23 protein-coding genes are annotated in these 25,480 nt (G+C 69.8%); 10 read left to right on the top strand and 13 right to left on the bottom strand.

The window, feature by feature from the left end:
• Positions 1 to 162: 162 nt before the first annotated feature.
• The gene (locus ACFPUZ_RS06150; protein WP_377000892.1) at positions 163 to 1,746 is read right to left on the bottom strand and encodes a carboxylesterase/lipase family protein; all 1,584 of its coding nucleotides are present in this window, start codon (positions 1,744 to 1,746) and stop codon (positions 163 to 165) included.
• A gap of 19 nt (positions 1,747 to 1,765) precedes the next feature.
• Here ACFPUZ_RS06150 and ACFPUZ_RS06145 point away from each other — a divergent pair, with 19 nt between their 5' ends.
• The 4 genes from ACFPUZ_RS06145 (at position 1,766) to ACFPUZ_RS06130 (ending at position 10,993) form a co-directional block, all read left to right on the top strand.
• Positions 1,766 to 2,578, top strand: coding sequence for a shikimate 5-dehydrogenase (locus ACFPUZ_RS06145; RefSeq protein ID WP_377000956.1), 813 nt, complete (start codon positions 1,766 to 1,768; stop codon positions 2,576 to 2,578).
• A 77-nt stretch (positions 2,579 to 2,655) separates the two neighbouring features.
• The gene (locus tag ACFPUZ_RS06140; RefSeq protein WP_377000891.1) at positions 2,656 to 3,429 is read left to right on the top strand and encodes a hypothetical protein; all 774 of its coding nucleotides are present in this window, start codon (positions 2,656 to 2,658) and stop codon (positions 3,427 to 3,429) included.
• The gene (locus ACFPUZ_RS06135; RefSeq protein WP_377000890.1) at positions 3,430 to 7,122 is read left to right on the top strand and encodes an ABC transporter ATP-binding protein; all 3,693 of its coding nucleotides are present in this window, start codon (positions 3,430 to 3,432) and stop codon (positions 7,120 to 7,122) included.
• A 124-nt stretch (positions 7,123 to 7,246) separates the two neighbouring features.
• Positions 7,247 to 10,993 (top strand): multifunctional oxoglutarate decarboxylase/oxoglutarate dehydrogenase thiamine pyrophosphate-binding subunit/dihydrolipoyllysine-residue succinyltransferase subunit, encoded by a 3,747-nt coding sequence (locus ACFPUZ_RS06130; RefSeq protein ID WP_377000955.1) that lies wholly within the window; start codon positions 7,247 to 7,249, stop codon positions 10,991 to 10,993.
• 74 nt (positions 10,994 to 11,067) lie between these two features.
• Here the strand turns inward: ACFPUZ_RS06130 and ACFPUZ_RS06125 are convergent, their stop codons facing one another.
• Both ACFPUZ_RS06125 and ACFPUZ_RS06120 read right to left on the bottom strand, forming a co-directional pair.
• A complete protein-coding gene (locus ACFPUZ_RS06125; protein WP_377000889.1) occupies positions 11,068 to 11,724 on the bottom strand; it encodes a hypothetical protein in 657 nt (218 codons plus the stop codon).
• 11 nt (positions 11,725 to 11,735) lie between these two features.
• On the bottom strand, positions 11,736 to 12,218 hold the full coding sequence (locus tag ACFPUZ_RS06120) for a YflT domain-containing protein (protein ID WP_377000888.1): 483 nt from the start codon (positions 12,216 to 12,218) through the stop codon (positions 11,736 to 11,738).
• 51 nt (positions 12,219 to 12,269) lie between these two features.
• Here ACFPUZ_RS06120 and ACFPUZ_RS06115 point away from each other — a divergent pair, with 51 nt between their 5' ends.
• The 3 genes from ACFPUZ_RS06115 to ACFPUZ_RS06105 are packed head-to-tail and all read left to right on the top strand — an operon-like array spanning position 12,270 to position 15,270.
• Positions 12,270 to 13,568 (top strand): magnesium transporter MgtE N-terminal domain-containing protein, encoded by a 1,299-nt coding sequence (locus ACFPUZ_RS06115; RefSeq protein ID WP_377000887.1) that lies wholly within the window; start codon positions 12,270 to 12,272, stop codon positions 13,566 to 13,568.
• Entirely contained in the window at positions 13,561 to 14,118 is a 558-nt protein-coding gene (locus ACFPUZ_RS06110; protein ID WP_377000886.1) for a DUF1003 domain-containing protein, read from the top strand. Before ACFPUZ_RS06115 ends, ACFPUZ_RS06110 begins: the two co-directional genes overlap by 8 nt.
• Positions 14,119 to 14,139: 21 nt before the next feature.
• Entirely contained in the window at positions 14,140 to 15,270 is a 1,131-nt protein-coding gene (locus ACFPUZ_RS06105) for an Mrp/NBP35 family ATP-binding protein (RefSeq protein ID WP_377000885.1), read from the top strand.
• A gap of 72 nt (positions 15,271 to 15,342) precedes the next feature.
• Here ACFPUZ_RS06105 and ACFPUZ_RS06100 read toward each other — a convergent pair whose 3' ends face one another.
• From ACFPUZ_RS06100 to sigE, 3 genes are read right to left on the bottom strand one after another with little or no spacing between them, the layout of a single operon-like run.
• Positions 15,343 to 15,783, bottom strand: coding sequence for a twin-arginine translocase TatA/TatE family subunit (locus ACFPUZ_RS06100; protein WP_377000884.1), 441 nt, complete (start codon positions 15,781 to 15,783; stop codon positions 15,343 to 15,345).
• Between the two features lie 37 nt (positions 15,784 to 15,820).
• Entirely contained in the window at positions 15,821 to 16,219 is a 399-nt protein-coding gene (locus ACFPUZ_RS06095) for an anti-sigma factor family protein (protein ID WP_377000883.1), read from the bottom strand.
• Between the two features lie 54 nt (positions 16,220 to 16,273).
• Positions 16,274 to 16,906, bottom strand: a complete 633-nt coding sequence (gene sigE / locus ACFPUZ_RS06090) for an RNA polymerase sigma factor SigE (RefSeq protein ID WP_377000881.1) — start codon at positions 16,904 to 16,906, stop codon at positions 16,274 to 16,276.
• Positions 16,907 to 17,056: 150 nt separating this feature from the next.
• Between sigE and ACFPUZ_RS06085 the strand changes: the two genes are divergently transcribed.
• The gene (locus ACFPUZ_RS06085; RefSeq protein ID WP_377000879.1) at positions 17,057 to 17,701 is read left to right on the top strand and encodes an O-methyltransferase; all 645 of its coding nucleotides are present in this window, start codon (positions 17,057 to 17,059) and stop codon (positions 17,699 to 17,701) included.
• Positions 17,702 to 17,757: 56 nt separating this feature from the next.
• On the opposite strand, the gene glgC is transcribed toward ACFPUZ_RS06085, so the two are convergent.
• Entirely contained in the window at positions 17,758 to 18,975 is a 1,218-nt protein-coding gene (gene glgC, locus ACFPUZ_RS06080; protein ID WP_377000877.1) for a glucose-1-phosphate adenylyltransferase, read from the bottom strand.
• A gap of 135 nt (positions 18,976 to 19,110) precedes the next feature.
• Between glgC and glgA the strand changes: the two genes are divergently transcribed.
• A complete protein-coding gene (gene glgA / locus ACFPUZ_RS06075; RefSeq protein WP_377000876.1) occupies positions 19,111 to 20,283 on the top strand; it encodes a glycogen synthase in 1,173 nt (390 codons plus the stop codon).
• A gap of 7 nt (positions 20,284 to 20,290) precedes the next feature.
• The gene (locus ACFPUZ_RS06070) at positions 20,291 to 21,700 is read left to right on the top strand and encodes a GH32 C-terminal domain-containing protein (protein WP_377000874.1); all 1,410 of its coding nucleotides are present in this window, start codon (positions 20,291 to 20,293) and stop codon (positions 21,698 to 21,700) included.
• A 3-nt stretch (positions 21,701 to 21,703) separates the two neighbouring features.
• On the opposite strand, the gene ACFPUZ_RS06065 is transcribed toward ACFPUZ_RS06070, so the two are convergent.
• The 6 genes from ACFPUZ_RS06065 to ACFPUZ_RS06040 are packed head-to-tail and all read right to left on the bottom strand — an operon-like array spanning position 21,704 to position 25,471.
• Entirely contained in the window at positions 21,704 to 22,570 is an 867-nt protein-coding gene (locus tag ACFPUZ_RS06065) for a methyltransferase domain-containing protein (RefSeq protein ID WP_377000872.1), read from the bottom strand.
• A 27-nt stretch (positions 22,571 to 22,597) separates the two neighbouring features.
• Positions 22,598 to 22,768 (bottom strand): DUF3117 domain-containing protein, encoded by a 171-nt coding sequence (locus ACFPUZ_RS06060; RefSeq protein WP_377000870.1) that lies wholly within the window; start codon positions 22,766 to 22,768, stop codon positions 22,598 to 22,600.
• Positions 22,769 to 22,810: 42 nt separating this feature from the next.
• The gene (locus ACFPUZ_RS06055; protein ID WP_377000869.1) at positions 22,811 to 23,074 is read right to left on the bottom strand and encodes a DivIVA domain-containing protein; all 264 of its coding nucleotides are present in this window, start codon (positions 23,072 to 23,074) and stop codon (positions 22,811 to 22,813) included.
• Complete coding sequence (locus ACFPUZ_RS06050) at positions 23,071 to 23,796, bottom strand: glucosyl-3-phosphoglycerate synthase (RefSeq protein ID WP_377000867.1); 726 nt, start codon at positions 23,794 to 23,796, stop codon at positions 23,071 to 23,073. The genes ACFPUZ_RS06055 and ACFPUZ_RS06050 overlap by 4 nt, the downstream gene beginning before the upstream one ends.
• Entirely contained in the window at positions 23,793 to 24,605 is an 813-nt protein-coding gene (folP, locus tag ACFPUZ_RS06045) for a dihydropteroate synthase (RefSeq protein WP_377000954.1), read from the bottom strand. Before folP ends, ACFPUZ_RS06050 begins: the two co-directional genes overlap by 4 nt.
• A gap of 29 nt (positions 24,606 to 24,634) precedes the next feature.
• Positions 24,635 to 25,471 (bottom strand): LOG family protein, encoded by an 837-nt coding sequence (locus tag ACFPUZ_RS06040; protein ID WP_377000865.1) that lies wholly within the window; start codon positions 25,469 to 25,471, stop codon positions 24,635 to 24,637.
• Between the last annotated feature and the right edge of the window lie 9 nt (positions 25,472 to 25,480).

Raw genomic sequence — 25,480 nt, 5'->3', positions numbered from 1 at the left:
AGCTTTTCAGGTTCACCCCGGCGCCACCCCACCCCACCAACCCAGCCCGCCTGATTCCCTGACATAGCACCATTGCCCACCTGGGGTTTTGACCTCGCCCTCACCCGGCCATGTCAGCTTTTCAGGTTCACCCCGGCGCCACCCCACCAACCTCAAACCCCCTCACACCGGCGGCGTCCCCACCAACAACCCCAGCTGCTGGAGCAGGTCGGGGACGCCGTTGCCCCACTCGGTCATGTCGAAGTCGGCCCAGGCGCGGCGCTGGGCGGCCTTGGGGTCGTATTCCACGCGGGTCGGGTCGTCGAAGACCATGGTGGCGCGGGCCGGGGAGTCGTCGGTCGGGGGTCCGTAGGGGGGCCACTCGGAGCCGGGGCGCCCGTGGTGGATGAACTGGCCCCAGTGGTACTGCATGCGGTCGGTGAGTTCGGCCATGCCCTCCATGCCGCCGAAGCGGGTGACGCCGGAGGTGCGGGAGGCTCCCGGGTCGCCGAAGATGGCGGAGAGTTCGAGGGAGTGCATGGCTCCCAGGCCGAGCCAGCGCAGGGCGGCGGGGGCGTAATCGAAGCGGTACATCCAGGTCGGGGCGAGTGGGTTGTGGCCGGTGGCGAGGCGAACGGAGGGGGCCCAGAAGAGGGCGTCGGCAAGCAGCTCGGCGAACTCCCCGCGTTCGGAGGCGCCGGAGTAGGCCTCGAGGACACGGTGGGCTTCGACAGAGTCGAAGGCGCTGAGCAGGCGTAACGCCGCCCGGGAGCGGGCGGAGGTGCGCATGTAGAAGAGCTTGGAGAAGCTCGCCTCGTCCGAGTTCGTCCCCAGCAGCAGCGGGACCTGCGCCTGTTCCCCCGCCGCGAAGGCGGTCAGGGGGTGGGAGGGCAGGAGGGTGCCGTCGACGGTCGGGGCGTAGGTGGAGTTGAGGTGCATGAACCCCTGGCCGCGCCACATCATGGACTGCCCGGCGCGGACCAGGTCGTGGGGATGCTCGGCGCGCAGGTCCCGGAGTGTGGCCTGGCGGGGCAGGGCCATGCGGTAGACGAGTTCGCGGGCCCACAGCTCGGACTGCGCGCGGGAATGCACCATGGCCAGGGGCGGGGACTGGGCGATGGCGCGGTGGAACAGTCCGCGGGCGGAGGGGGCGGCCATGAGGGTGGCCACGGCGGAGCCGCCGGCGGATTCGCCCATGAGGGTCACGGACGTCGGGTCGCCGCCGAACTGGGCGATGTTGGACTGCACCCACTGCAGGGCCAGGAGCTGGTCGCGGAGGGCGGGGTTAGCCACACAGTCGTCGCCGATGGAGCGCAGGTCGAGGTAGCCGAGCGCGCCGAGTCGGAAGTTGACGGAGACGTAGACACAGTTGACGGCGCGGGCAAACTGGTGGCCGCGCAGCATCGGCTCGTGGGAGGAGCCCATGATGAAGGAACCGCCGTGCAGGTAGACGACGACGGGCAGCTGCTCGTCGGTATCGGGGCGGACGATGTCGAGGTGGAGGCAGTTCTCGGCACCGACGACGCGGTCGGTCCACGAGTAGGTGGGTTGCGGGGCGACGGGCCCGAAGCGGGTGGCGTCGCGCACTCCGCGCCAGGGCCGGGGGCGGCGGGGGGCGCGGAAGCGGTTGTCCCCGCCGGTGGAGGCGCCGAAGGGCACGCCGCGCCAGGTGCGGATTCCGGGGAATTCATCGACGAGCCCGCGGACCACTCCGGCGGTGGTGCGCACCTGCGGCCCCGCGGAGTGCGGGGTGTCAATGGAGGCCATGACCACTACGGTAGTGAGCATGGTGAACTACGTCGACCGCGAAACCGCGCTGTGCATTTCCCTGGCCGCCCGTCCCAGCAACCACGGGGTGCGCTTCCACAATTGGCTGTACGCGGAGCTGGGGCTCAATTACCTGTACAAGGCGGTGGCGCCGACGGACATCACGGCCGCGGTGGCCGGTATCCGGGGACTGGGGATCCGCGGGGCGGGTGTGTCGATGCCCTACAAGCAGGACGTCATCCCGCTCATCGACGCCCTCGACCCCTCCGCGGAGCGCATCAACGCGGTCAACACGATCGTCAACACCGACGGTGAACTGGTCGGGTACAACACCGACTATGTCGCGGTCGCGTCCCTGCTCAAATCCCACGGCGTCGATCCGGCGCTCACGGTGGCGGTGCGCGGTTCCGGCGGGATGGCCAACGCGGTCGTCGCGGCGCTGGCGGATCACGGGCACGCCGGCACCATCGTGGCCCGCAACGCGGACACCGGCCCGGCGCTGGCCGAGCTCTACGGCTGGGAGCACTCCACGGAGGTCCCCGCCGGTGCGCAGCTGCTGGTCAACGTCACACCCCTGGGCATGCACGGCGACGCCGCCGAGGAACAGGCCTTCTCCGACGCCGAGATCGCGGCCGCCTCCCTCGTCTTCGACGTCGTGGCGTACCCGGTGCACACCCCGCTCATCCGGGCCGCCGAGCGACTCGGGGTGCCCACCATCAACGGCGGGGAGGTCATCGCCCTGCAGGCCGCGGAGCAGTTCGCGCTCTACACGGGCGTGCGTCCCACCCCGGAACAGGTGGCGGCGGCGGAGGATTTCGCCAACACCGATTAGGGAACAAACCACCGGGAAACGCCGTTAAAGTATGTGATATTGATGCGAAACGGACAATAACAACCTAAGGAGCGTCCATGGCCCTCATGAAGTCCCGCCCCACCCACACCGAGACTCCGGAGCAGACCATCACCGACGGCCTCAGCTCGGATCCGCACACCCTCGAGGCCGGTGCCGGACCCACCGGTCGCGCGCTCATCCGGGCCCTCGACAAGGCCGTGTCCTTCCAGTCCTCCGCCATCACGGCCTACGTCGATCGCCTGCGTCGCAAGAACCCGGACGCCTCGCCGGCGGAAATCCAGGAGCTCATCGACAAGCACTTCCTGCGCATCGCCACCGGCACCGGCGCCGGGGCGGGCGCCGCCGCCGCGATCCCGGGTATCGGGTTCTTCACCGGGGCGGCCGCCATCGCCGGGGAATCCGTCGTCTTCCTCGACGCCGCCGCCTGGTACACCATCGCCAGCGCCCACCTGCGCGGGGTGGATGTGGGCAACCGGGACCGCCGCAAGGCGCTCATCCTGGTCTCCCTGCTCGGCGCCAAGGGTTCCGCCGTGGTGGATGCGTTCGTCGGGGACGTCGGCATGTCCAAGGGGCTGCCGACCCTGTCGACGGTCGCCCGTTTCTCCGCCCCGCGCCTCACCGAGGTGAACAACCGCCTCATCCGCCTGGCGCTGAAGAACTTCTCCAAGCGCCTGCGCCGCGTGTGGCTGGGCAAGCTCATGCCGCTGGGCATCGGCGCGATCGCGGGCACCATCGCCAACCGCAAGCTCACACGCGCGGTCATCGCGAACACCCGCGAATCACTCGGCATGGTCCCGGCCTCCTTCGCCTCCCCGGTCGCGGGTGATTAATTGCGGCGGCACTCCGGCATAGCGGAGCTTCTCGACGCCCTGCGGGCCCGCCGCGGCATCGTCGCCGTCACCCTCGTGGCGACGATCGCCGCCGTCCTCTTCGAGATCACCATTCCCCTGCTCACCGGCTCCGCCGTCGACGTCGCACTCGGGGCCGGTGAGTCCGCCGCGGCGGACACCTCCCTGCGGGTGATCATCCTCAGCCTCATCGGGGTGGCCCTGGCGCGCTACCTCAGCCAGTTCCTGCGCCGCTACACCGCGGGCAGGTTGTCGATAGACACCCAGCACACCCTGCGCGTGCGCATCCTCGACCGCCTGCAGCGTCTCGACGGCCCCGGGCAGGACCAACTGGTCACCGGCCAGATCGTCTCCCGCTCCATCTCGGACCTCAACGCCACGCAGGGCCTGGTCGCGATGGGTCCGATGGCCCTCGGCAACGTGGTGCAGCTGGTCATCACCGCCGGCGTCATGCTGTGGGTCTCTCCCCTGCTCACCGTCATCGCGCTGGCGTTCATGCCGCTCATCGTCGGCGTGGCGGTGCTGGCGCGGCGTTCCATGTATGCCGCGACGTGGGTCGCCCAGCAGTCCGCCGCGGACCTGGCCACCCACGTCGAGCAGACCGTCACCGGCGTGCGCGTGGTCAAGGCCTTCGCCCAGGAGGAGCGCGAGGTGGACCGCCTCGACGAACTCGGCCGCACCCTCTTCGCCGCCAAGATGCGGGCCGCGAAGCTCATGGCCCGTTTCCAGCCGCTGCTGCAGAACCTCCCGCAGCTGGCCCTGGTGGTCAACATCCTCCTCGGCGGCTGGCTGGTCATGGAGGGCCGCATCACGGTGGGCACCTTCTTCGCCTTCTCCGTCTACCTCACCACCATGACGCACCTGGTGGGGATGCTCTCCGGCATGCTCGTCACCTTCCAGATGGGCCTGGCCTCCCTCGACCGCATCGCCGAGATCCTCGACATGTCCCCCGCGCACACCGACCCGGCTGATCCGACGCCGCTGCCCGACGGCCCGCTGGGCCTGCGTTTCGACGCCGTCACCTTCGACACCGCCGGCCACCGCGTCCTCGACGACCTCTCCCTCGACGTCGCCCCCGGCGAGACCCTCGCGCTCATCGGGCCCGCCGGTTCCGGCAAGTCGATGGCCGTGCAGCTGGCCGGCGGCTTCTACCGCCCGGACGCCGGTTCCCTGGCCCTGACCTCCGGGGACCGCACCCTGCCGTATGACACCCTCGCCCGCGCGGATCTCCGCGGCGCCGTCACCGTCGTCTTCGACGAGGCCTTCCTCTATTCCTCCACCATCCGCGACAACATCGCCATGGGCGCCCCGGCCACCGACGCCGAGATCCGGCGGGCCGCGGACCTCGCGCAGGCCACCGAGTTCATCGACCGCCTCCCCGCGGGCCTGGGCACCGTCGTCGGCGAGCGCGGGCTCACGCTCTCCGGCGGCCAGCGCCAGCGCATCGCCCTGGCCCGGGCGCTGTTCGCCCGCCCGCGGATCCTCATCCTCGACGACGCCACCTCCGCCATCGACGCCGCCACCGAGGCCCGCATCCTCGCCGGCCTGCGCGCGGAGCTCCGGGATGTCACGGTGCTCGCCGTCGCCCACCGCCAGTCCACCCTCGATCTGGCGGAGCGGGTCGCCATCATCGACGCCGGTCATCTCACCGTCGCCGATTCCCTCGCCGCGCTTATCGACGACCCCCGCTACCTCCGCATCATGGACCCCACCCCGCCTCCCCTGCCGGACCGCTCCGCCGTCCCCGAGCCCACCCACGCCCAGCTGTGGCCGGCGGGCGTCACCCGGGAGCGCACCGAGCACATCTCCACCCAGGGCGGCATGGGCCGGGGAGCAGGCGTCGGCGGCCGTGGTATGGGCAACATCTCGGCGACGCCGGAGCTGCTGGCGCGCGTCGATAAGCTGCCTCCGGCCACGGAGGAGCCGCGCCTGGACGCCGGGCACCTGCGCGCCGACCGCGCGACCTTCAAGGTGCGCGAGCTCTTCGCCGCGGTCCGCGGGCTGCTCATCGGCGTCATCGCGCTGCTGGTGGTGGGCGTGGTGACCGACCTCGCCTTCCCCACCCTCATGCGCTGGGCCGTCGACCACGGCGTGGCCACCGGCGACATGGGCACGCTGTGGCGCATCGCCCTCGGCGGCCTCGGCGTGGTCGTGCTCAGCTGGGCGGCGGCGAGCCTGCTCGTCGTGCTCACCGCGCGGACCGGCGAGCGCCTGCTCTACGGGCTGCGGCTGCGCTCCTTCGCGCATCTGCAGCGGCTGAGCATGAGTTTCTACGAGTCGAACGTGTCGGGGCGGATCATGACGCGCATGACCACCGACATCGACACCCTCAGTTCCTTCCTGCAGACCGGCCTGGCGCAGGCGATCGTGTCGGTGGGCACGCTGTTCGGCATCATCGCCATGCTGGCGTGGACCGACGCCGGGCTCTCGTTGGTGGCTGTCGCCGCCATCCCGCTCATCCTCGCCGCCACCCTGGTGTTCCGGCGCATCTCCTCCCGTCTGTACACGCGGGCGCGGGAGCAGATCTCCACCGTCAACGCCTCCTTCCAGGAGAACATCAACGGCCTGCGCACCGCGCAGATGCACGGCCGAACCCCGCTGGCACTGGCCGAGTTCACGGCTGAATCGGAGCGTTACCGGCGCTTGCGCACCCGCGCGCAGACGGCCGTGGCGATCTACTTCCCGGGCGTCAACGCGATCTCGCAGATCACCACCGCCCTCGTCCTCGGCGTCGGGGCCACGCGCGTGGCCGCAGGCGATCTCAGCGCGGGCGTCCTCGTCGCCTTCGTCATGTACCTCGCCCAGCTCTACGGGCCGATCCAGCAGCTGGGGCAGATCTTCGACTCCTGGCAGCAGGCGAGCGTCGGCTTCCGCCGCATCACCGAGCTGCTCGCCGAACGCCCCTCCGTCCCCGACACCGGCACCCGACGAGACGCCGCCGGCGCCGCCCGCGGGCCCCTGGCCCTCGAGGACGTCGACTTCGCCTACTCCCCGGACGGACCGCTTGTCGCCGAGGGAATAGACCTCCACCTCACGCCCGGCACCACCGTCGCCCTCGTGGGTCCGACCGGGGCCGGCAAATCGACCGTGGTGAAACTCCTCGCCCGCTTCTACGACCCGGCCAGCGGCGAGGTACGCGCCAGCGGCACCGACATCCGCGAGTTCCCGCTGCCGCTGTGGCGGCGCGCCGTCGCGCAGGTGCCGCAGGAGGCCCACCTGTTCATCGGCACCGTGGCGGAGAACATCGCCTACGGGCGGCCGTCGGCAAGCGACGCAGAGGTCGAGGAGGCGGTCCGCCGCATCGGTGCGCTCGATATCATTGCGGGCATCCCGGGTGGCTTCCGTCACCCCATCGGCGAGCGCGGGCGCGGCCTGTCCTCCGGCCAGCGACAGCTCATCGCCCTGGCCCGCGCCGAGCTTCTGCAGCCTGACGTCATGCTTCTCGACGAAGCCACCGCCACCCTCGACCCCGCCACCGAGGCCGCCGTCCTCGACGCCTCCGACAGGGTCACCCGCGGGCGCACCTCCGTCGTCGTGGCGCACCGTCTGGCGACGGCCGCGCGGGCCGACAGAATCCTCGTCGTCGATAAGGGACGTATCATCGAGGACGGATCACACAACCACCTGTTGGACCGTGAGGGTGTGTACGCCGGACTGTGGCGGGCGCACCGATAACGGGGGTGAAGAAACGCCCCCTGCAGTGCTGGTTGAAGGGTATGCTCACGCTACCCTGTAGTGGACAATTATTGTTGGCAAGACGACTGCAACATAAAGCAATGAAATGAGGCGAGCACCTGCCGTGAGCAGCGCAAGTACTTTCGGCCCGAACGAGTGGCTGGTAGACGAGATGTTCCAGCAGTTCCAGAAGGACCCCCAGTCCGTGGACGACGAATGGCGGGAGCTGTTCGAGAAGAACGGCGCCCCGGCGACCGTTGATGCTGCAGCCCCGCAGAAGCCCACCCAGACCCGGGAGCCGATCTCCGTGCCGGACGCCGGCCCCATCGGTTCCGACAAGACCGAGGAGCGCACGACCGTCGTGACGGAACAGGCGAAGGCCGCCCAGGCCACCACCAAGAAGGAAGCGCCGGCCGCCGGCCGCCCCGCCCGGAAGAAGCCGGTCTCCCCGATCGACCGCGCCGCCAACACCCCGGCCCCCGAGGCCGGCGTCAAGCCGCTGCGCGGCCTGTTCAAGGCCATCGCCAAGAACATGGACGAGTCCCTCGAGGTCCCCACCGCGACCTCCGTGCGCGACATGCCGGTCAAGCTCATGTTCGAGAACCGCGCCATGGTCAACGACCACCTGGCCCGTACCCGCGGCGGCAAGATCTCCTTCACCCACATCATCGGCTACGCCATGGTGAAGGCGATCATGGCCCACCCGGACATGAACGTCTCCTACGAGGTCAAGGACGGCAAGCCCTCCGTCGTCACCCCGGAGCACATCAACATCGGTCTCGCCATCGACCTCCCGCAGCGGGACGGCTCCCGCGCCCTCGTCGTCGCCGCCATCAAGGAGACCGAGTCGATGGCGTTCGATGAGTTCATCGCCGCCTACGAGGACATCGTCGACCGCTCCCGCGTCGGCAAGCTCACCCTCGACGACTACCAGGGTGTCACCGTCTCGCTGACCAACCCGGGTGGCATCGGCACCCGCCACTCCGTGCCCCGCCTGACCAAGGGCCAGGGCACCATCATCGGCGTCGGCTCCATGGACTACCCGGCCGAGTTCGCCGGCGCCTCCGAGGATCGCCTCGCCGAGCTGGGCGTGGGCAAGCTGGTCACCATCACCTCCACCTACGATCACCGTGTCATCCAGGGCGCCGAGTCCGGCGAGTTCCTGCGCACCATGTCGCAGCTGCTTGTCGACGACAAGTTCTGGGACCACATCTTCGAGCGGATGAACATCCCCTACTCCCCGATGCGCTGGGGACAGGATCTGCCGGACCGCGGCATCGACAAGAACACCCGCGTCATGGCGCTCATCGAGGCCTACCGCTCCCGCGGCCACCTCATCGCCGACACCAACCCGCTCAACTGGATCCAGCCGGGCATGCCCGTGCCGGACCACCGCGACCTGGAGATCGAGACCCACGGCCTGACCATCTGGGACCTCGACCGCACCTTCCACGTCGGCGGCTTCGGCGGCAAGGAGTCCATGACCCTGCGCGAGGTGCTCTCCCGCCTGCGCGCCGCCTACACCCTCAAGGTCGGCTCCGAGTACACCCACATCCTCGACCGCGACGAGCGCGAGTGGCTGCAGGACCGCCTCGAGGCCGGCATGCCCAAGCCGACCGGCGCCGAGCAGAAGTACATCCTGCAGAAGCTCAACGCCGCCGAGGCCTTCGAGAACTTCCTGCAGACCAAGTACGTCGGCCAGAAGCGCTTCTCCCTCGAGGGCGCCGAGTCCCTCATCCCGCTCATGGACGCCGCGATCGACACCGCCGCCGGCCAGGGCCTCGACGAGGTCGTCATCGGCATGCCGCACCGTGGCCGCCTCAACGTGCTGTTCAACATCGTGGGCAAGTCGCTCGCCACGATCTTCAACGAGTTCGAGGGCAACATCACCCAGGGCCAGATCGGCGGCTCCGGTGACGTGAAGTACCACCTCGGCTCCGAGGGCACCCACCTGCAGATGTTCGGCGACGGCGAGATCAAGGTCTCCCTCACCGCCAACCCCTCCCACCTCGAGGCCGTCGACCCGGTCATGGTGGGCATCGCCCGCGCCAAGCAGGATCTGCTGGACAAGGGCGAGGACGGCTTCACCGTCATGCCGCTCATGCTGCACGGCGACGCCTCCTTCGCCGGCCTGGGCATCGTCCAGGAGACGATCAACCTCTACGGCCTGCGCGGCTACACCGTCGGCGGCACCGTCCACATCGTGGTGAACAACCAGATCGGCTTCACCACCACCCCGGACTCCTCCCGCTCCACCCACTACGCCACCGACGTGGCCAAGGGCTTCGACTGCCCCGTCTTCCACGTCAACGGCGACGACCCGGAGGCTGTCGTCTGGGTCGGCCAGCTGGCCACCGAGTACCGCCGTCGCTTCGGCAAGGACGTCTTCATCGACCTCATCTGCTACCGCCGCCGCGGCCACAACGAGGCCGACGACCCGTCGATGACCCAGCCGCTCATGTACGACCTCATCTCCGACCGCAAGTCGGTCCGTGCCCGCTACACCGACGACCTCGTCGGCCGTGGTGACCTCTCCGCCGAGGACGCCGAGATCGCGGCACGCGACTTCCACGACCAGATGGAGTCCGTCTTCAACGAGGTCAAGGAGGCCGAGAAGGCCGGCCCGCAGGAGCAGACCGGCATCACCGGCTCCCAGGAGCTCACCCGCGGCCTCAACACCTCCATCACCCGGGAGGAGCTCGTCGAGATCGGCCAGGCCTACGCCAACCCGCCGGAGGGCTTCGAGTTCCACCCGCGTGTCGCACCGGTGGCCAAGCGTCGCGCCGAGTCCGTCCTCGAAGGCGGCATCGACTGGGGCTGGGGCGAGCTCATCGCCTTCTCCTCCCTGGCCAACTCCGGTCGCCTCGTGCGCCTGGCCGGTGAGGACTCCCGCCGCGGTACCTTCACCCAGCGCCACGCCATCCCGATCGACCCGCGCAACGGCAACGAGTACAACCCGCTCAACGACCTCGCCCAGGCAGAGGGCAACGGCGGCCGCTTCCTCGTGTACAACTCCGCGCTGACCGAGTACGCCGGCATGGGCTTCGAGTACGGCTACACCGTGGGCAACCAGGACGCCGTCGTCGCGTGGGAGGCACAGTTCGGTGACTTCGCCAACGGCGCCCAGACCATCATCGACGAGTACGTCTCCTCCGGCGAGGCCAAGTGGGGCCAGACCTCCGGCCTCATCCTCCTCCTGCCGCACGGCTACGAGGGCCAGGGCCCGGACCACTCCTCCGCCCGCATCGAGCGTTTCCTGCAGCTGTGCGCCGAGGGTTCCATGACCGTCGCGCAGCCGTCGACCCCGGCGAACCACTTCCACCTGCTGCGTCGTCACGCTCTCGGAGCGATGCGCCGCCCGCTGGTCGTGTTCACCCCGAAGTCGATGCTGCGCCTCAAGGACGCCGCGTCCTCCACCGAGGACTTCACCGAGGTGACCTCCTTCGCGTCCGTCATCGACGACCCGCGTCTGGTCGACCGTGACAACAACGTCATCGGCGACGCCGACAAGGTGACCACCATCCTGCTGTGCTCCGGCAAGGTCTACTACGAGCTGGAGAAGCGCCGCAAGAAGGACAAGCGCGAGGACATCGCGATCGTGCGCATCGAGATGCTGCACCCGATCCCGTTCAACCGCCTCTCCGACGCCTTCGACAACTACCCGAACGTCGAGGAGATCCGCTTCGTCCAGGACGAGCCGGCCAACCAGGGTCCGTGGCCGTTCTACAACGAGCACCTGCGCAACCTCATCCCGGGCATGCCCCCGATGCGTCGCATCTCGCGTCGTGCGCAGTCCTCCACCTCGACCGGTGTGGCCAAGGTCCACCAGCTCGAGCAGGCCCAGCTGATCGACGAGGCTTTCGCCCAGTAAGTCAGCTCCCGGCCGAACAACGGGCCTGCCCCCATTGCGGGGGCAGGCCCGTGGTGTTTTTCCGGGTGTGCTTCCTAGATCGGCATCCACGCCTCCACCACGGAGGAGGCCGAGGACTTCTCCCGCGCCTCCTTCACGAGGGTGGCGATCTCGTCCGTGGTGAGGAAACGGGTGACATCGGTGAGAGCCTTGAGCTCGTCCCGGTCGAAGAGGTCCCGGCTGTAGGTGGGCACGATGCTCTGCGGGAGATCGGGCATGTTCTCCCGCGCCACGATCTCCGCGCAGCCCTGCGCCGAGGAGGGGTCCGGGGAGGTGAAGCCGCCGGACAGGGCACCGAGGTACTCGCGGTAGGTCTCGTCGGCGGGGTCCTCGACCTCGTCGGCCTCGATATCCGCCGCCAGCTCGGCGGCGCGGCCGGGGTCAAGGTCGGTGAGGTACATGCCGGTGCAGCCGATGACGAGGTCCGCCTGCCCCTCCTGGAGGCGTTCCAGGCGGGTGCGCTGCTCACTGTCCGCCTCGATGTCGAGGCTGACCTCCCGGTGCTGCTTCTGCAGGGTCTGCAGGTAGATCTCGCCGAGGATGAGCTGTTCCGCGGAGTTCGCGCTCACGGAGATGACCACCGGACGCGTGTGGTCCGGGTTGGCGCGGCGGGCGGGTTCGGCGTCGGCGCACCCGGCGAGGGTGACCACCCCGGCCAGGGCGAGGGCGAGGGGGCGGAGGGGAAAGCTCATGGCCCCGGATTCTACCCCTCCGGCGAGGGACGTCGGGCCAGGCCGGAGCGGGCGATGATGTCGCGGGCCTCAGTCGCCCGGGCCGGGTCGCAGAGAATGTCGTAGCGCCCGGCGACGATCTCGGTGCGGGAGGTGAAGTCGCGGCGCCCGGCGGACAGCGCATAAGGTACGGCCGCGGAGACCACACCGAAGACCAGACCCATGATGAGGCCGAGGGTGAGCGGCGCGGCGATCCCCTCCCCCAGGAAGGTGAACAGCAGGCCGAAGAAGAGGCCGATCCAGGCCCCGGACACCGCTCCCCCGGCGAGCACGCGCGGCCAGGTGAGGCGCCCGCTGACGCGCTCGACCTCCATGAGGTCGACGCCGACGATGGTCAGTTCCTTGACGGGGAACGCCAGGTCCGAGAGCTTGTCCACCGCCGCCTGCGCGTCCGCGTAGGAATCGAAACTACCGACCGGCCAGCCGGTGGGGCGGGAACGCAACTCAGGGCTCATATCCGGACAACGTCGCAGGGGCCCGTTTGGTTCCGGTCTAGAATTGGACGCATGAGTGCTGTCACCCGTGTGTACGCGGGCCGTTTGATCGGCCTGCAGGTCCGAGGCCCCGACCTCGACCCCATCGGCCGTGTCCGCGATGTGGTGGTCACCATCCGCTCCGCCGGTACCTCCCGTGCCCTGGGCGTGGTCGTCGAGCTGGTCAACCGCCGCCGCATCTTCGTGCCCATGCTGCGCATCGCCGCCATCGAGCCCGGGGACATCACCCTGGCGACCGGGTCGGTGTCGATGCGTGCCTTCCAGGTCCGTTCCGGCGAGCTCACCGTCTCCGGTGACCTCATTGGCGCGAAGGTGCACACGGACGACCCGGAGCTGCCCCACCTGCACGGCCGGGCGGTGGAGATCGCCGATGTCGAGCTGGAGCGCACCCGTTCCCGCGACTGGATCATCTCCAAGGTGGCGGTGTTCGGGGCCCGCCCGAAGTTCGGTCGCGCCCCCAGCCTGTACACCCCGTTGTTCTCCCACATCCACGGCCTGTCCGCGGGCGGGACCGGGGTGGCCGACCAGATGGCGGAGCGGCTGGCCGGTTTCGATCAGATGCGCCCGGCGGACGTGGCGAACATCCTCCACGAGATGCCCAGCGCCGAGCGCCACCAGCTGGCCAACGAGCTCGACGACGAGCGCCTCGCCGACATCCTCCAGGAGATGCCGGAGGATCACCAGGCGGAGCTGCTGGAGACCCTCGACATCGAGCGTGCCGCGGACGTCCTCGAGGAGATGGACCCGGACGACGCCGCCGACATCCTCCAGGAGCTTCCCGACGACAAGGCCGAGGTCCTCCTCGAACTCATGGACCCGGAGGAGTCCGCCCCGGTGCGCCGCCTCATGAGCTTCTCCCCCGACACGGTCGGCGCGCTCATGACCCCGGAGCCGCTCATCCTCACCCCCCAGACCACGGTGGCCGAGGCGTTGGCCCTGGCGCGCGACCCCGATCTGCCGACGTCCCTGGCGTCGATGGTGTTCGTCGTCCGCCCGCCGACCGCCACGCCGACCGGCCACTACCTGGGCTGCGTGCACCTGCAGAAACTGCTCCGCGAGCCCCCGTCCACGCTCGTGTCGGGCATCCTCGACCCGGACCTCCCGCCGCTCTACGCCGACGACGACCAGGAGACCGCCGCCCGTTACTTCGCCACCTACAACCTCGTGTGCGGGCCCGTCCTCGACGAGGCCAACCACCTCCTCGGGGCGGTCGCGGTGGATGACCTGCTCGACCATCTCCTTCCCGAGGACTGGCGTTCGGAGGGCCTGCGTCCGGGCGTCGCCAAGAAAGGCGCGGTGACCCGTGGCTGATTACCTGGACACCCCCGTCGCCGGCCGGCGCCGGACCCTGCTGCGTTTCGACGACGACGCGGTCGGCGCCGGAGCCGAGAAGGTCGCCCGTTTCTTCGGCACGGGCCAGTACCTCATGTGGCAGACGGTCATCGTCATCGTGTGGATCGCCCTCAACGCCGGCGGCTGGTTCATCTGGAAGTGGGACCCCTACCCCTTCATCCTGCTCAACCTCGCCTTCTCGACGCAGGCCGCCTACGCCGCCCCCCTCATCCTCCTGGCGCAGAACCGGCAGGAGGACCGCGACAAGGTGACCGTCTCCGCCGACCGCCGCCGCGCCGAGCAGACGAAGGCGGACACCGAGTTCCTCGCCCGCGAGCTCGCCGGCGTGCGCCTGGCTGTCGGTGACATGGTCTCCCGCGACTACCTGCGCCACGAACTCGAGGATCTCCGTGCCCTCCTCGAGCGCCTCGAGGCGAAGCTCGACGACGTCTCCGCCGATGTCGCCGACTCCCACGAGGACCTCAGCGAGCCCACCCAGGGCGACCTGGCGGCCGACCCCGAGCACTGAATCACTACGATGGACGCTGTCATGTCTGCTATCACCGAATCCGCTGTCCGCAGCGCGCTGTCCCGCGTAGAGGATCCTGAAATCGGCAAGCCCCTCACCGAGCTGGGGATGGTCAAGTCGATCGCCATCAACGACGATGCGGTCGACGTCGTCCTGTACCTCACCATCGCCGGGTGCCCGATGAAATCCACGATCACCTCCAACGCGCAGGCCGCGGTCGAGGAGATCACCGGCGTCGGCCCCGTCACCGTCACCACCGACGTCATGAGCGATGAGCAGCGCCGTGAACTGCGCATGTCGCTGCGCGGCGGCGTCGAGGAACCGACGATCCCCTTCGCCCAGCCCGATTCCACCACCCGCGTCTACGCCGTCGCCTCCGGCAAGGGCGGGGTGGGCAAGTCCTCGATGACCGTCAACCTGGCCGTGGCGCTGGCCGCGCGCGGCTTCAAGGTCGGGGTGCTCGACGCCGACATCTACGGCCATTCCGTGCCCGGACTGCTCGGCTCCGAGCAGCGCCCCACCGCCGTCGACGACATGATCATGCCGCCGATCGCCCACGGCGTGAAGCTCATCTCCATCGGCCACTTCGTCGACGGCAACGCCCCCGTCGTGTGGCGCGGGCCCATGCTGCACCGCGCGATCCAGCAGTTCCTCGCCGACGTCTTCTGGGGCGACCTGGACTTCCTCTTCCTCGACCTGCCCCCGGGCACCGGTGACGTGGCCATCTCCGTGGCGCAGCTGGTGCCCAACGCCGAGCTGCTCATCATCACCACCCCGCAGGCGGCGGCCGCCGAGGTCGCCGAGCGCGCCGGCTCCATCACGCAGCAGACCCGCCAGCGCGTCGCCGGGGTCATCGAGAACATGGCCGCCATGGTGCTTCCCGACGGCTCGACCCTCGACGTCTTCGGCTCCGGCGGCGGCCAGCACGTGGCAGAGCGCCTCTCCGTGCTCACCGGCGGCGCGGTGCCGCTGCTGGGCCAGATCCCGCTGGATCCCGCCCTCCGCGCCCACGGCGACGCCGGCACCCCCATCGCCATCTCGGACCCGGACTCCCCCGCCGCGCAGGCCATCGGGGAGATCGCCGAGAAGTTGCTCACCCGCCGCGATTCCCTCGCCGGGAAGTCCCTCGGGCTGGGTGTCACCCGCGCCTAAGGGAAGAACGCACCGCAACCGCCTCTCATCTGCACGGTGAGAGGCGGTTGCGGTGTCTTTGTCCCGCCGGACCTAGGTGATGTCCGCCCAGGAGAAGCCCCCGCCCCCAGTCGGCTCCGCCGGCGGCTCCCGGCGAGCCTGCTGCTGCGAGGGCTGCGGCTGCGGGGTGCGCTGGCGCGCGTCGGGAGTGTCGCGCGGGTCGTCCTGCATGATCTTCTTCGGGTCGAAGGCGTCGAGGGTGGAGCTGTCGCCGTCGAAAAGCGCCTTCGTGATGGCCCCCCGGGGGCCGAGGCGCGTGTACTCGGCGACCTGCTCGAGGGGTTTGCGCAGTTCGTCGAACTCGGCGCCGAAGTCGCCGTTGAGTTCCTGCTTGGCGTTGTTGATCGCGCGGCGGGCGGCGAAGATCGCGGCCCGCACATCCTCGATCAGCCCGGGCAGACGCTCCGGGCCGACGACGATGAGCGCCACGATGAGCAGCGTGCCGATCTCGAGCCAACCGATACTGGAAAACACATGTCCACCTTAGCCATAGCGCGCCCGGCTGGCGCGGCTACTGCCCCTGATTGCGCTTCACGGCGCGCAGCAGCATCTCCATCTTGTCCATGATCCCCTCCGGCTGGCACGTCGGGGTGGATTCGGCGTCCGGGCCCGAGCGCTGGGGGCCACTGGCGATGCCCGCGAGGCGGGTGAGCAGGTCACGGGGGGCGCGGACCTCTTCGCCGATGTTGGAGCCGCGGAGCCATTCGGAGGCGCCGCGCTGCCGCTCGATCTCCGCTCGGCACTCGGCGCAGTGCACGAGGTGGACGCGGGCGCGGTGGCAGGCGGTGTCGGAGAGTTCGCCGTCGACGAAAGCGGCCACGGCCTCGAGGCTGAGGTGTTCGACCGACGCGAATTCCCGCCGCCGCCGGGGACGGCGCTGCGGGATACGCGGCAAGTTGGGGCGGATCATGGGTGCGGACGTCCTCCTCTCGCGATGCCTGCCGCCAGAATACCTGCGACGGGGCTAGCGGGTCCGCAGGAGAAGCTGCGCGCCCTCGTCCTTCTGTGCGGCGGCCTCGAGGCTCGCGCGCAGCTGGGTGCGGCCGCGGTGGATGCGGGAGCGGACGGTGCCCATCTTCACGCCGAGGGTGTCGGCGATCTCGTCGTAGGACATGCCGACGACGTCACAGAGGACGACGGCGACACGGAAGTCGGGGCCCAGCTGGTCGAGGGCGTCCTGCAGGGCCGGGTCGAGGTTGGCCACGCTGTATGCCTGCTCCGGGGTCATGTCGGTGCCGGGGACCCGCTCGTAGTCCTCGGGCAGCGCCTCCATGCGGATCTTGTTGCGGTGGCGGACCATGTCGAGGAAGAGGTTGGTGGTGATGCGGTGCAGCCAGCCCTCGAAGGTGCCCGGCTGGTAGTGCCGGAGGGAGCGGAACACGCGCATGAAGGTCTCCTGGGTGAGATCCTCGGCGTCGTGCGGGTTGCCGGAGAGGCGGAAGGCCAGGCGGTACACACTGTCGGCGTGTTCGGCCACGAGTTCCCCCCAGCTGGGCATGTCGCCCTGGCCGGCGTCGAAGGCGGCGGTACCGGTGAGGTCCTCCGGCGCGGGGTGGGCGGCGTCCTGGGTGTGGGCGTCGTCGTGTGTGCGCGTCATGCAGACAATTGTGCCGTATCCCACTGTTCATCTCTACACAGAGGTCTGGCAAATTTCTGTGAAGACCTCCCGCGCGCACCATCGGCCACATCAGTCACAAGGTGGGCGTGCCCGGCCACGACCCCGCCGCGCCGTCCTAGACTGGGCCTTGTGACTGACACGGCTTATGACGCTCTGCGTTCCTACATCGAATCCACCACGGACATCCCCGAGGCGCTCACCCACGCCCGCCGTGACGCCGAGGAGTTCGGCCTCACCGTGCCCGACGAGATGACCGGCCAGCTGCTGGCCACCCTCGCCGCCGGTTCCGGGTCGGACAAGTCCACCGGGGCGGTCGCCGTGACCCCGGCCGCCGGCGTCGTCGGCCTCTACATCCTCCAGGGTCTCGGCGACAAGGGCACGCTGACCTGCGTCGACCCCGAGGTCGAGCACCAGACCCAGGCCCGGGCCACCTTCCGCGCCGCCGGTTACGCCCCCTCCCGCGTGCGCTTTTTGCCCTCCCGTCCCCTCGACGTCATGGGCCGCCTCGCCGCCGGTTCCTACCAGCTCGTCTACGCCGAGGTCCCCCCGGTGGAGCTGCCCGCGGTCGTGGAGGCCGGATGGCCGCTGCTCACCTCCGGCGGCACGTTGGTGCTCGCCGATGCGCTTCTCGACGCCACCCTCGCCGACGAGTCCCGCCGCGACCGCGCCACACTCGCCGCCCGGGAGGCCGATGAGCTGGCCCGTTCCCTGGAGGGAGCGCTGGTCACCCGCCTGCCGTTGGGCGCGGGGCTCACCCTCATCACCCGACGCTGACGATACTGAAGCCGCGGGCAGTCACTCAGCTGACTGCCCGCGGCCCCGGCGAAGGGTTAGACGACCTCGTTCTTGCCCACCACGACGACGCCGCCCGCGGAGATCTTGAAGCGTGCCTCGTCGCGGGCCCGGTCGACGCCGATGATCTCGCCCTCGCGGACGTAGACGTTCTTGTCCAGGATCGCGTGGCGCACGACGGCGCCGCGGCCGATGCGGACACCCGGCATGAGCACGGAACCCTCGACGGTCGCACCCTCCGCCACGTGCACGTCACCGGAGAGCACGGAGTTGCGCACCGTGCCGCCGGAGATGATCGAACCCGGGGCCACCATGGAGGACTGGGCGATGCCGCCCTGGGTGAACTTCGCCGGCGGGAAGTTCGCGTCCTCGGTGGAGTGGATCGGCCACAGCATGTTGTACAGGTTGAACACCGGGTGGACGGAGATGAGGTCCATGTGGGCCTCGTAGAAGGCGTCGACGGTACCGACGTCACGCCAGTAGCCCTTGTCGCGCTCAGTGGCACCCGGGACGGCATTGCCCATGAAGTCGTAGACGTGGGCGTCACCGCGCTCGACGAAGTAGGGGATGATGTCTCCGCCCATGTCGTGCTCGGAATCCTCGTTCTTCTCGTCGTCGAGAAGCGCCTTGATGAGGGCGTCCGTGGTGAACACGTAGTTGCCCATGGAGGCGTAGGTGACGTCCGGGTCGTCCGGGGTGGACGGCGGGTCGGCCGGCTTCTCCAGGAACTCGGTGATGTTGCCCTCTTCGTCGGACTGGATGCAGCCGAAGGCGGTGGCCTCGTGGCGGGGCACGCGGATGCCGGCGACGGAGCAGCCCTTGCCGGAGGCGATGTGCTCCTCGACCATCTGCGAGGGGTCCATACGGTAGACGTGGTCGGCGCCGAAGACGATGACGTAGTCGGGCTTCTCGTCGTAAATGAGGTTGATCGACTGGACAATCGCATCGGCGGATCCGGTGAACCAGCGCTTACCGCGGCGCTGCTGCGCGGGCACGGAGGCGATGTACTGGGAGACCGGTCCGTGCAGCGACCAGGCCTGGGAGATGTGCCGGTCGAGGGAGTGCGACTTGTACTGGGTCAGTACCGCGATCTTGAGGTACCCGGCGTTGACCAGGTTCGACAGGACGAAGTCGATGAGACGGTAGCTGCCGCCGAAGGGCACCGCGGGCTTGGCGCGGTCTTCGGTGAGCGGGAAAAGGCGCTTGCCTTCACCGCCGGCAAGGACAATGGCGAGAACGTTCGGCTGAGTCTTCACAACCCCCAATCTAGGTGCTCGAGAACAGTTTCGCCGGGGAAGATGACATTCACTCCCCATTCACTCCCCCCTGTGGGTCTGACTACCCCCGATGCCCCCTGCACGGGCAGCGGGGCGTCGCTACGCTGGGGACGTATGAGAGTCGGAATGATGACCAGAGAGTATCCGCCGGAGATCTACGGCGGCGCCGGAGTCCATGTCACGGAGCTGACCCGGTTCATGCGCGAGATCACCGAGGTGGACGTCCACTGCATGGGCGCCCCCCGCGACCTGCCCGGCGTCTACGTCCACGGCGTCGATCCGGCCCTCGAGGACGCCAACGCCGCGATCCGGACGCTGTCCACGGGACTGCGGATGGCCGAGGCCGCGAACAACGTCGACGTCGTCCACTCCCACACCTGGTACGCCGGCCTCGGCGGCCACCTCGCAGGCAAGTTGCACGGCATCCCGCACGTCGCCACCGCGCACTCCCTCGAGCCGCACCGCCCGTGGAAGCGCGAGCAGCTGGCCGGCGGCTACGAGGTCTCCTCCTGGTCGGAGAAGAACGCCATGGAGTACGCCGACGCCGTCATCGCCGTCTCCGCCCGCATGAAGGACTCCATCCTCGAGGCCTACCCGCGCATCGCCCCCGAGCGGGTGCACGTGGTGCTCAACGGCATCGACACCGAACTGTGGGCCCCGCGCCCGACCTTCGCCGAGGCGGAGGACTCCATCCTCACCGAGCTGGGCATCGACCCGGATCGCCCGATCGTCGCCTTCGTCGGTCGCATCACGCGGCAGAAGGGTGTGGAGCACCTCATCAAGGCCGCCGCCCACTTCGATGAGGGTGTGCAGCTGGTGCTGTGCGCCGGCGCCCCGGACACCCCGGAGATCGCCGCCCGCACCACCGCGCTCGTCGAGGAGCTGCAGGCGCAGCGCGAGGGGATCCACTGGGTGCAGAACATGCTCGAGCGGGACAAGATCCAGGAGATCCTCACCGCCGCCGACACCTTCGTGTGCCCGTCGATCTACGAGCCGCTGGGTATCGTCAACCTCGAGGCCATGGCGTGCGGCACCGCCGTCGTCGCCTCCGATGTGGGCGGTATCCCCGAGGTGGTCGTCGACGGTGTGACCGGCACGCTGGTCCACTACGACGAGGACGATGTCGAGACCTTTGAGCGCGAGATCGCCGCGCAGGTCAACGCCATGGTCGCCGACAAGGCGCGGGCCGCGGCCTTCGGCGCCGCCGGCCGCGAGCGCGCCGTCAACGATTTCTCCTGGGCCACCATCGCCCAGCAGACCGTCGACATCTACGAGTCTCTCCGTTAGGAATCCTGTGAGTTCATACCGACCCGAACTGCACGTCGCGCCGGAGTCGGGGGTTCTGGACGCCCCCGCGGGAGTGCTTCTCGACGGCGACACGTGGCACCTCTTCCACCAGTACCGCCCCGCGCCGTCCGACCCGGCCCGGTGGGCGCACGCCGTCTCCCGCAGCGGCCCCTTCGACTGGGAGATCTGCGATGATCCGCTCGTCCCCGCCGGCGGGGAGACCGCCCTCCGCGCCGGCGCCGTCGTCGCCGCCGGGCGGGGGCTGGACATGTACTTCACCTCCGTCACCGCGGCCGGCACCTCGATCCAGGTCGCACACCTCGACGAGCTGGGCGAGGACTGCCCCGTCTCCGACGACGAGTTCGCCGTGGACGAGCGCGTCCGCCGCACCGGGGATGTCGTCAGCGACCGCGACGGGCACGTCCGTTTCCGCTCCCCCTGCGTCGTCCCGGACTGGGAGTCCGCCGACGACCGCCACGCCGGCCACGAGGGCTGGCTCATGCTGTGCGTCACCGGCAGCGGCGAGGCCCCGGTCCCGGTGGTGCTCACCAGCCCGGACGGCCGCTCCTGGGACTTCATCGGCGAGCTCAGCTACGCCGGCGACCCGGGATTCGACGCCTCCGCCATCGTCGTCGGCCCGCGCATCATCCGCCTGCGCGACGAGGTCGACGGCAACATCTACGACGTCCTCCTCATCACCCTGGAGGACGCCGGGGTGGACATCTCCGGCTACCTCGTGGGCACCCTCCGCGACGCCGAGTTCACCGTCCGCACCCCCTTCACCCGCCTCGATCACGGCCACGACTTCACCCGCCCGCGCAACACCAACGTCACCCCGGGGACGGTCAAGCCGGCGAAGCGCTACCTGCAGTCGGTCATCTTCGGCCTGCTCAACGGCATCGGCCGCCAGGATGACCCGGTCGAGCACCTCTCGCTGACCACCGAGGGATGGGCCAACTGCCTCTCCCTGCCGCGGGTGGTCACCCTCCAGGGGGCCCGTGTGTTCCAGACCCCGCCGGCCGGGCTGCCCGACGCCATCAGCCAGTCCGCCGCCGCGCGTTCGTGGACCGGGCTGTGCGAGATCCCGGCCGGGTCCTCCCTCACCGCGACGCTTCTCGACGCCGCGGGCCACCCCGCCGCCACCGTCACCCACACCGGCACGCAGCTGATCATCGACCGTTCGATGAACCCCCACCACCGGGGCGATCCGGTGGCTGCCGCCGACCTGGCGGAGGGCGAGTCGGATTCGCTGTCCCTCTTCGTCGACGGCTCGACGGTGGAGGTCTTCGCCGACGGCGGGGCCGTCACCATGGCCAGCCGGGTCTACATCGACGGCGGCTGCTCGGAGATCCGCGTCGAGGTCAGCGGCGCGGCCGAGGTGGGACAGTACTGGAGCCGCGGCCCGGGCTCCATGTAGGGCTTAGGCCCGGCTCATCCGCGTGAGGTGGGCCCGGGCCGTGACCTGCATGGTCTCCGGCAGCTCCGCGATGCGGCGGGCCAGCTCCTCCGGCTCGAGATGACGCGCGGAGGGGCTCATGCCGATCTGCGCGGCGATGGACTCCTTGTCCAGGGTCATGGGGAACTCGATGAGCTCCGGCTCCGCCACGGGGCGCAGGTGGCCGCTCGCCTGAGAGATGAGGCGGTCGATCTTGTTCTCCTCCACGTCGAGGATGCCCAGGGGCCCGCGCAGTTCCGCGAGGTGACCCCGGTCGGCGGTGAGGAAGATCGCCTGCCCGTCCTCGGTGAGCACGCGGGCGAACTCTGCGGCGTTGCGGGGGGCGAAGACGACCGTGACGGCGTCGATGGAGCGGTCGCGCATGGGCAGGCGCTCCCACACGTCCGCCACGACGGACCCGACGCGGGGGTGGCAGCGGGCCAGGTGCTTGGCGGCGTGGACGGAGATGTCCAGGCCCACACCGCGGGCGCCGTCGACGTCGTCGAGGGTGTGGGAGAGGTAGTAGCCCGTGCCCGCGCCGATCTCGGCGATGACGGGGCGGGCGGTGTCGGGCACCGCGGCGTCCTCGAGGGCGTCGTGCACCCCGGCGGTGACGGCCTCGACGAAGGGCGCGAAATGCCCGCGGGACAGGAATGTCTCGCGGGCGAGGACCATCTCCATGCTGTCGCCCTGGTGGCGGAGCCCGGCGCCGGCGGCGAGGGTCACGTATCCCTGCCGGGCCACGTCGAAGGAGTGGCCGGACTCGGAGACCAGGCGGGTGTAGTCGTCCGCGCCGGACAGCGGGGTGCCGTCGGCGGGGTCGGCGAGCACGTCGATGATGTCGGAGAGCATGCCCTTCAGCATACCCCCGGCGAATATCTAGCTTTCAGCCGCTGCGGTCAGCAGGGCGCCGAGCTCGGCGGCCTCCTCCTTGCTCATCTCCACGACGAGGCGTCCGCCACCGTCGGAGGGGATGCGCATCACGATCTTGCGGCTCTCCTCCACTGCCTCCATGGGTCCGTTGCCGGTACGCGGCTTCATAGCTGCCATAGTCGGTTGGCTCCTTTTCTGGATTCGTCTACCCCGACCAGTTTAGTCTTTTTTCGACTCGGGCAGGCGGGCGACGAGTGCCGCGATGACCTCGTCGACCTGTTCCGGACGGTATCCGCGGGGCACGATCTCGAACTGGACGGCGTCGATGTCCCCCTCCGCCACCGCCCGCAGGTTCGCCTCCCGGGTGTCCGCCGGGTCGAGGGGGGCGAGCAGTTCGCCGCGTCCGAAGACAGAGCCCCAGAACCACGTCCCCAGCACCGTCAACGCGAGCAGCAGGATGATGAGCAGCAGCCAGGAGATCATGGCTGCAGGATATCCGACAGGGGCGGTCGCTTCTCGACGCCCCTCCCCAGCACCGTCGCCACGACGACGTCGGCCATGGGGGCCAGCTCCTCCAGGGGGCGGTTGCGGTGGCGTCGTACGCCGAGGTCGACCTGGGTAACGGAGGCGGGTCCGTGGAGGCGGGCGACGTCGAGAAGCAGGCCGGCCTCGACGCCGTACCCGGCCGCAAACGGCAGCTGCAGGGCGGTGCTGCGGCGGATCGCGTACTCCCCGGCCAGCGGCTGACGGATATGCGCGAGCTCGGGGTGCAGTGCGCGGAGCAGCGGTTTGGCGGTGAGTTCCGTGACGCGGCCGCCGCCGGTGGGCTGGCCGCGGAAGGTGCGTCGGTAGTCGGCCTTGACCAGGTGGATCCCCGGATCGGCGAAGGGGGCGGCGAGCGCGGTGACCATGCCGGTGGCGGGCTGTTCGAGGTCGGCGTCGAGGAAGACTACGATGTCGCCGGCCGCCGCGGCCACTCCCCGCCACAGGGATTCGCCCTTGCCGGGGCGGGGGGCGAGGGCGGGGAGGATGTCGCGCCAGTTGTACACGGTGGCTCCGGCGGCGGTCGCCGCGGCGGCGGTCTCGTCGGTGGAGTCGGCGTCGATGACGAGGACCTCGAGGGGGGCGTCGGCACGCGCGGCCTGCACGACCGCGGCGACCGTGGCCTCCTCGTTGAGCGCCGGGATGACCACCGAGACCCTCACGCCAGACCCCGGATCGTGTCGATGGGCGCCGCAGTGCCCGCGATGGCGGCGGTCATGCGGATGACGTCGACGGTCTCGGCGACCTCGTGGGCGCGGAAGGCCGCGACCCCGCGGGCGGCGGCCCAGGCGGTGGCGGCGAGGGTGCCGGCGACGCGCTCCCCGACCGGGCGGCCGCAGGTCTCACCGACGAAGTCCTTGTTGCTCAGCGCCATGAGGACAGGCCAGCCGGTGGCGACGATCTCGTCGACGCGGCGCAGCAGCTCGAGGCCGTGGAAGGTGTTCTTCCCGAAGTCGTGCGTCGGGTCGAGGAAGATGCGCTCCTCGGGGACACCCAGGCTGACGGCATTCTCCGCCAGGCGGGTGGTTTCGGCGATGACGTCGGCGACGACGTCGTCGAAACGCACCCGGTGCGGGCGGGTGCGCGGCGGCACTCCCCCGGTGTGGGAGCAGACGTAGCCCACGCGGTGCTGGCCGGCGACCTCGACGAGCTCCGGGTCGTAGCCCGCCCACGTGTCGTTGACCAGCCCGGCGCCGGCCCGGATGGCGGCGTCGGCAACCTCGGCCCGCCACGTGTCCACGGAGATGAGCACGCCCGGGTGGCGGCGCGCGACGGCCGCGATGACCGGGACGACGCGGTCGATCTCCTCGGCGGCGTCGACCCGGGTCCCGGGCCCGGCCTTGACCCCGCCGATGTCGACGATGCTGGCCCCCTGGGCGATGACGTCATCGCAACGCTGCAGCGCGGCCTCGTCGGCGAAGGTCGCGCCCCGGTCGTAGAACGAGTCCGGGGTGCGGTTGACGATCGCCATGACCGCCGGAAGGTGAGTGTCCACGTGGCTCAGCGGCGCTCGGACTTCTCCATGACCTCGGAGACCGGGGTGTACTGGTCCCGGATCTCCGGCTCGGCGAGGCGCTGATCCGACATGACGCGGTGGGTCTCCACGATGTGCGCGACCGCCTCCTCCACGGAATCGGTGACCAGGAAGAGATCCATGTCGTCCGGGGAGATGAGGCCCTCCGCCAGCACGCGCTCGCGGATCCAGTCGATGAGACCTGCCCAGAACTCGGTGCCCAGCAGCACGATCGGGAAGTGGGTGACCTTGCCCGTCTGCACCATGCACAGCACCTCGAAGAGCTCGTCGAGGGTGCCGAAACCACCCGGCAGACAGACGAAGGCCTGCGAGTACTTGAGGAACATCGTCTTGCGGGCGAAGAAGTAGCGGAAGTTGAGTCCCAGGTCGACCCAGTTGTTCAGGTGCTGCTCGTGCGGGAGCTCGATGCCGAGGCCCACGGACAGGCCGTCCGCCTCGTGTGCGCCGCGGTTGGGCGCCTCCATGAGGCCGGGGCCTCCGCCGGTGACCACCGCGTAGTCGGCGGCGACCAGAGCCTTGCCCAGGTCACAGCCCTGCTGGTACCAGGGGTGGCCCTCCGGGATGCGGGCGGAGCCGAAGACGGTGACGGCCTTGGGCATGGAGGCCAGGGCGTCGAAACCGGCGACGAACTCCCCCTGGATGCGCAGGATGCGCCACGGGTCGGCGTGCAGCCAGTCATGGTCGGACCCCAGTTCCAGCAGGCGCTGGTCATAGGTCGAGGTCTTCTCCCCGTCGGTGCGCAGCAGCATGGGGCCGCGCAGCATCCGGGCCTTGTTGGGATCGGGAGTGATGTTCGGAGCCATAGTTATAGA

The sequence above is a fragment of the Corynebacterium nasicanis genome (genome assembly GCF_042658165.1).
In the GTDB taxonomy this organism is placed as follows: Bacteria; Actinomycetota; Actinomycetes; order Mycobacteriales; family Mycobacteriaceae; genus Corynebacterium; species Corynebacterium nasicanis.
The sequence above is the reverse complement of the archived record's forward strand: the minus strand, read 5'-3'. Positions and strand labels throughout refer to the sequence as shown.

Excerpts from the sequence above, each read along its gene's own strand:
- ACFPUZ_RS06150 (WP_377000892.1), bottom strand. The coding sequence starts at position 1,746 with ATGGCCTCCATTGACACCCCGCACTCCGCGGGGCCGCAGGTGCGCACC.
- ACFPUZ_RS06145 (WP_377000956.1), top strand. The coding sequence starts at position 1,766 with ATGGTGAACTACGTCGACCGCGAAACCGCGCTGTGCATTTCCCTGGCC.
- ACFPUZ_RS06140 (WP_377000891.1), top strand. The coding sequence starts at position 2,656 with ATGGCCCTCATGAAGTCCCGCCCCACCCACACCGAGACTCCGGAGCAG.
- ACFPUZ_RS06125 (WP_377000889.1), bottom strand. The coding sequence starts at position 11,724 with ATGAGCTTTCCCCTCCGCCCCCTCGCCCTCGCCCTGGCCGGGGTGGTC.
- ACFPUZ_RS06120 (WP_377000888.1), bottom strand. The coding sequence starts at position 12,218 with ATGAGCCCTGAGTTGCGTTCCCGCCCCACCGGCTGGCCGGTCGGTAGT.
- ACFPUZ_RS06115 (WP_377000887.1), top strand. The coding sequence starts at position 12,270 with ATGAGTGCTGTCACCCGTGTGTACGCGGGCCGTTTGATCGGCCTGCAG.
- ACFPUZ_RS06105 (WP_377000885.1), top strand. The coding sequence starts at position 14,140 with ATGTCTGCTATCACCGAATCCGCTGTCCGCAGCGCGCTGTCCCGCGTA.
- ACFPUZ_RS06095 (WP_377000883.1), bottom strand. The coding sequence starts at position 16,219 with ATGATCCGCCCCAACTTGCCGCGTATCCCGCAGCGCCGTCCCCGGCGG.
- sigE (WP_377000881.1), bottom strand. The coding sequence starts at position 16,906 with ATGACGCGCACACACGACGACGCCCACACCCAGGACGCCGCCCACCCC.
- glgA (WP_377000876.1), top strand. The coding sequence starts at position 19,111 with ATGAGAGTCGGAATGATGACCAGAGAGTATCCGCCGGAGATCTACGGC.
- ACFPUZ_RS06065 (WP_377000872.1), bottom strand. The coding sequence starts at position 22,570 with ATGCTCTCCGACATCATCGACGTGCTCGCCGACCCCGCCGACGGCACC.
- ACFPUZ_RS06060 (WP_377000870.1), bottom strand. The coding sequence starts at position 22,768 with ATGGCAGCTATGAAGCCGCGTACCGGCAACGGACCCATGGAGGCAGTG.
- ACFPUZ_RS06055 (WP_377000869.1), bottom strand. The coding sequence starts at position 23,074 with ATGATCTCCTGGCTGCTGCTCATCATCCTGCTGCTCGCGTTGACGGTG.
- folP (WP_377000954.1), bottom strand. The coding sequence starts at position 24,605 with ATGGCGATCGTCAACCGCACCCCGGACTCGTTCTACGACCGGGGCGCG.
- ACFPUZ_RS06040 (WP_377000865.1), bottom strand. The coding sequence starts at position 25,471 with ATGGCTCCGAACATCACTCCCGATCCCAACAAGGCCCGGATGCTGCGC.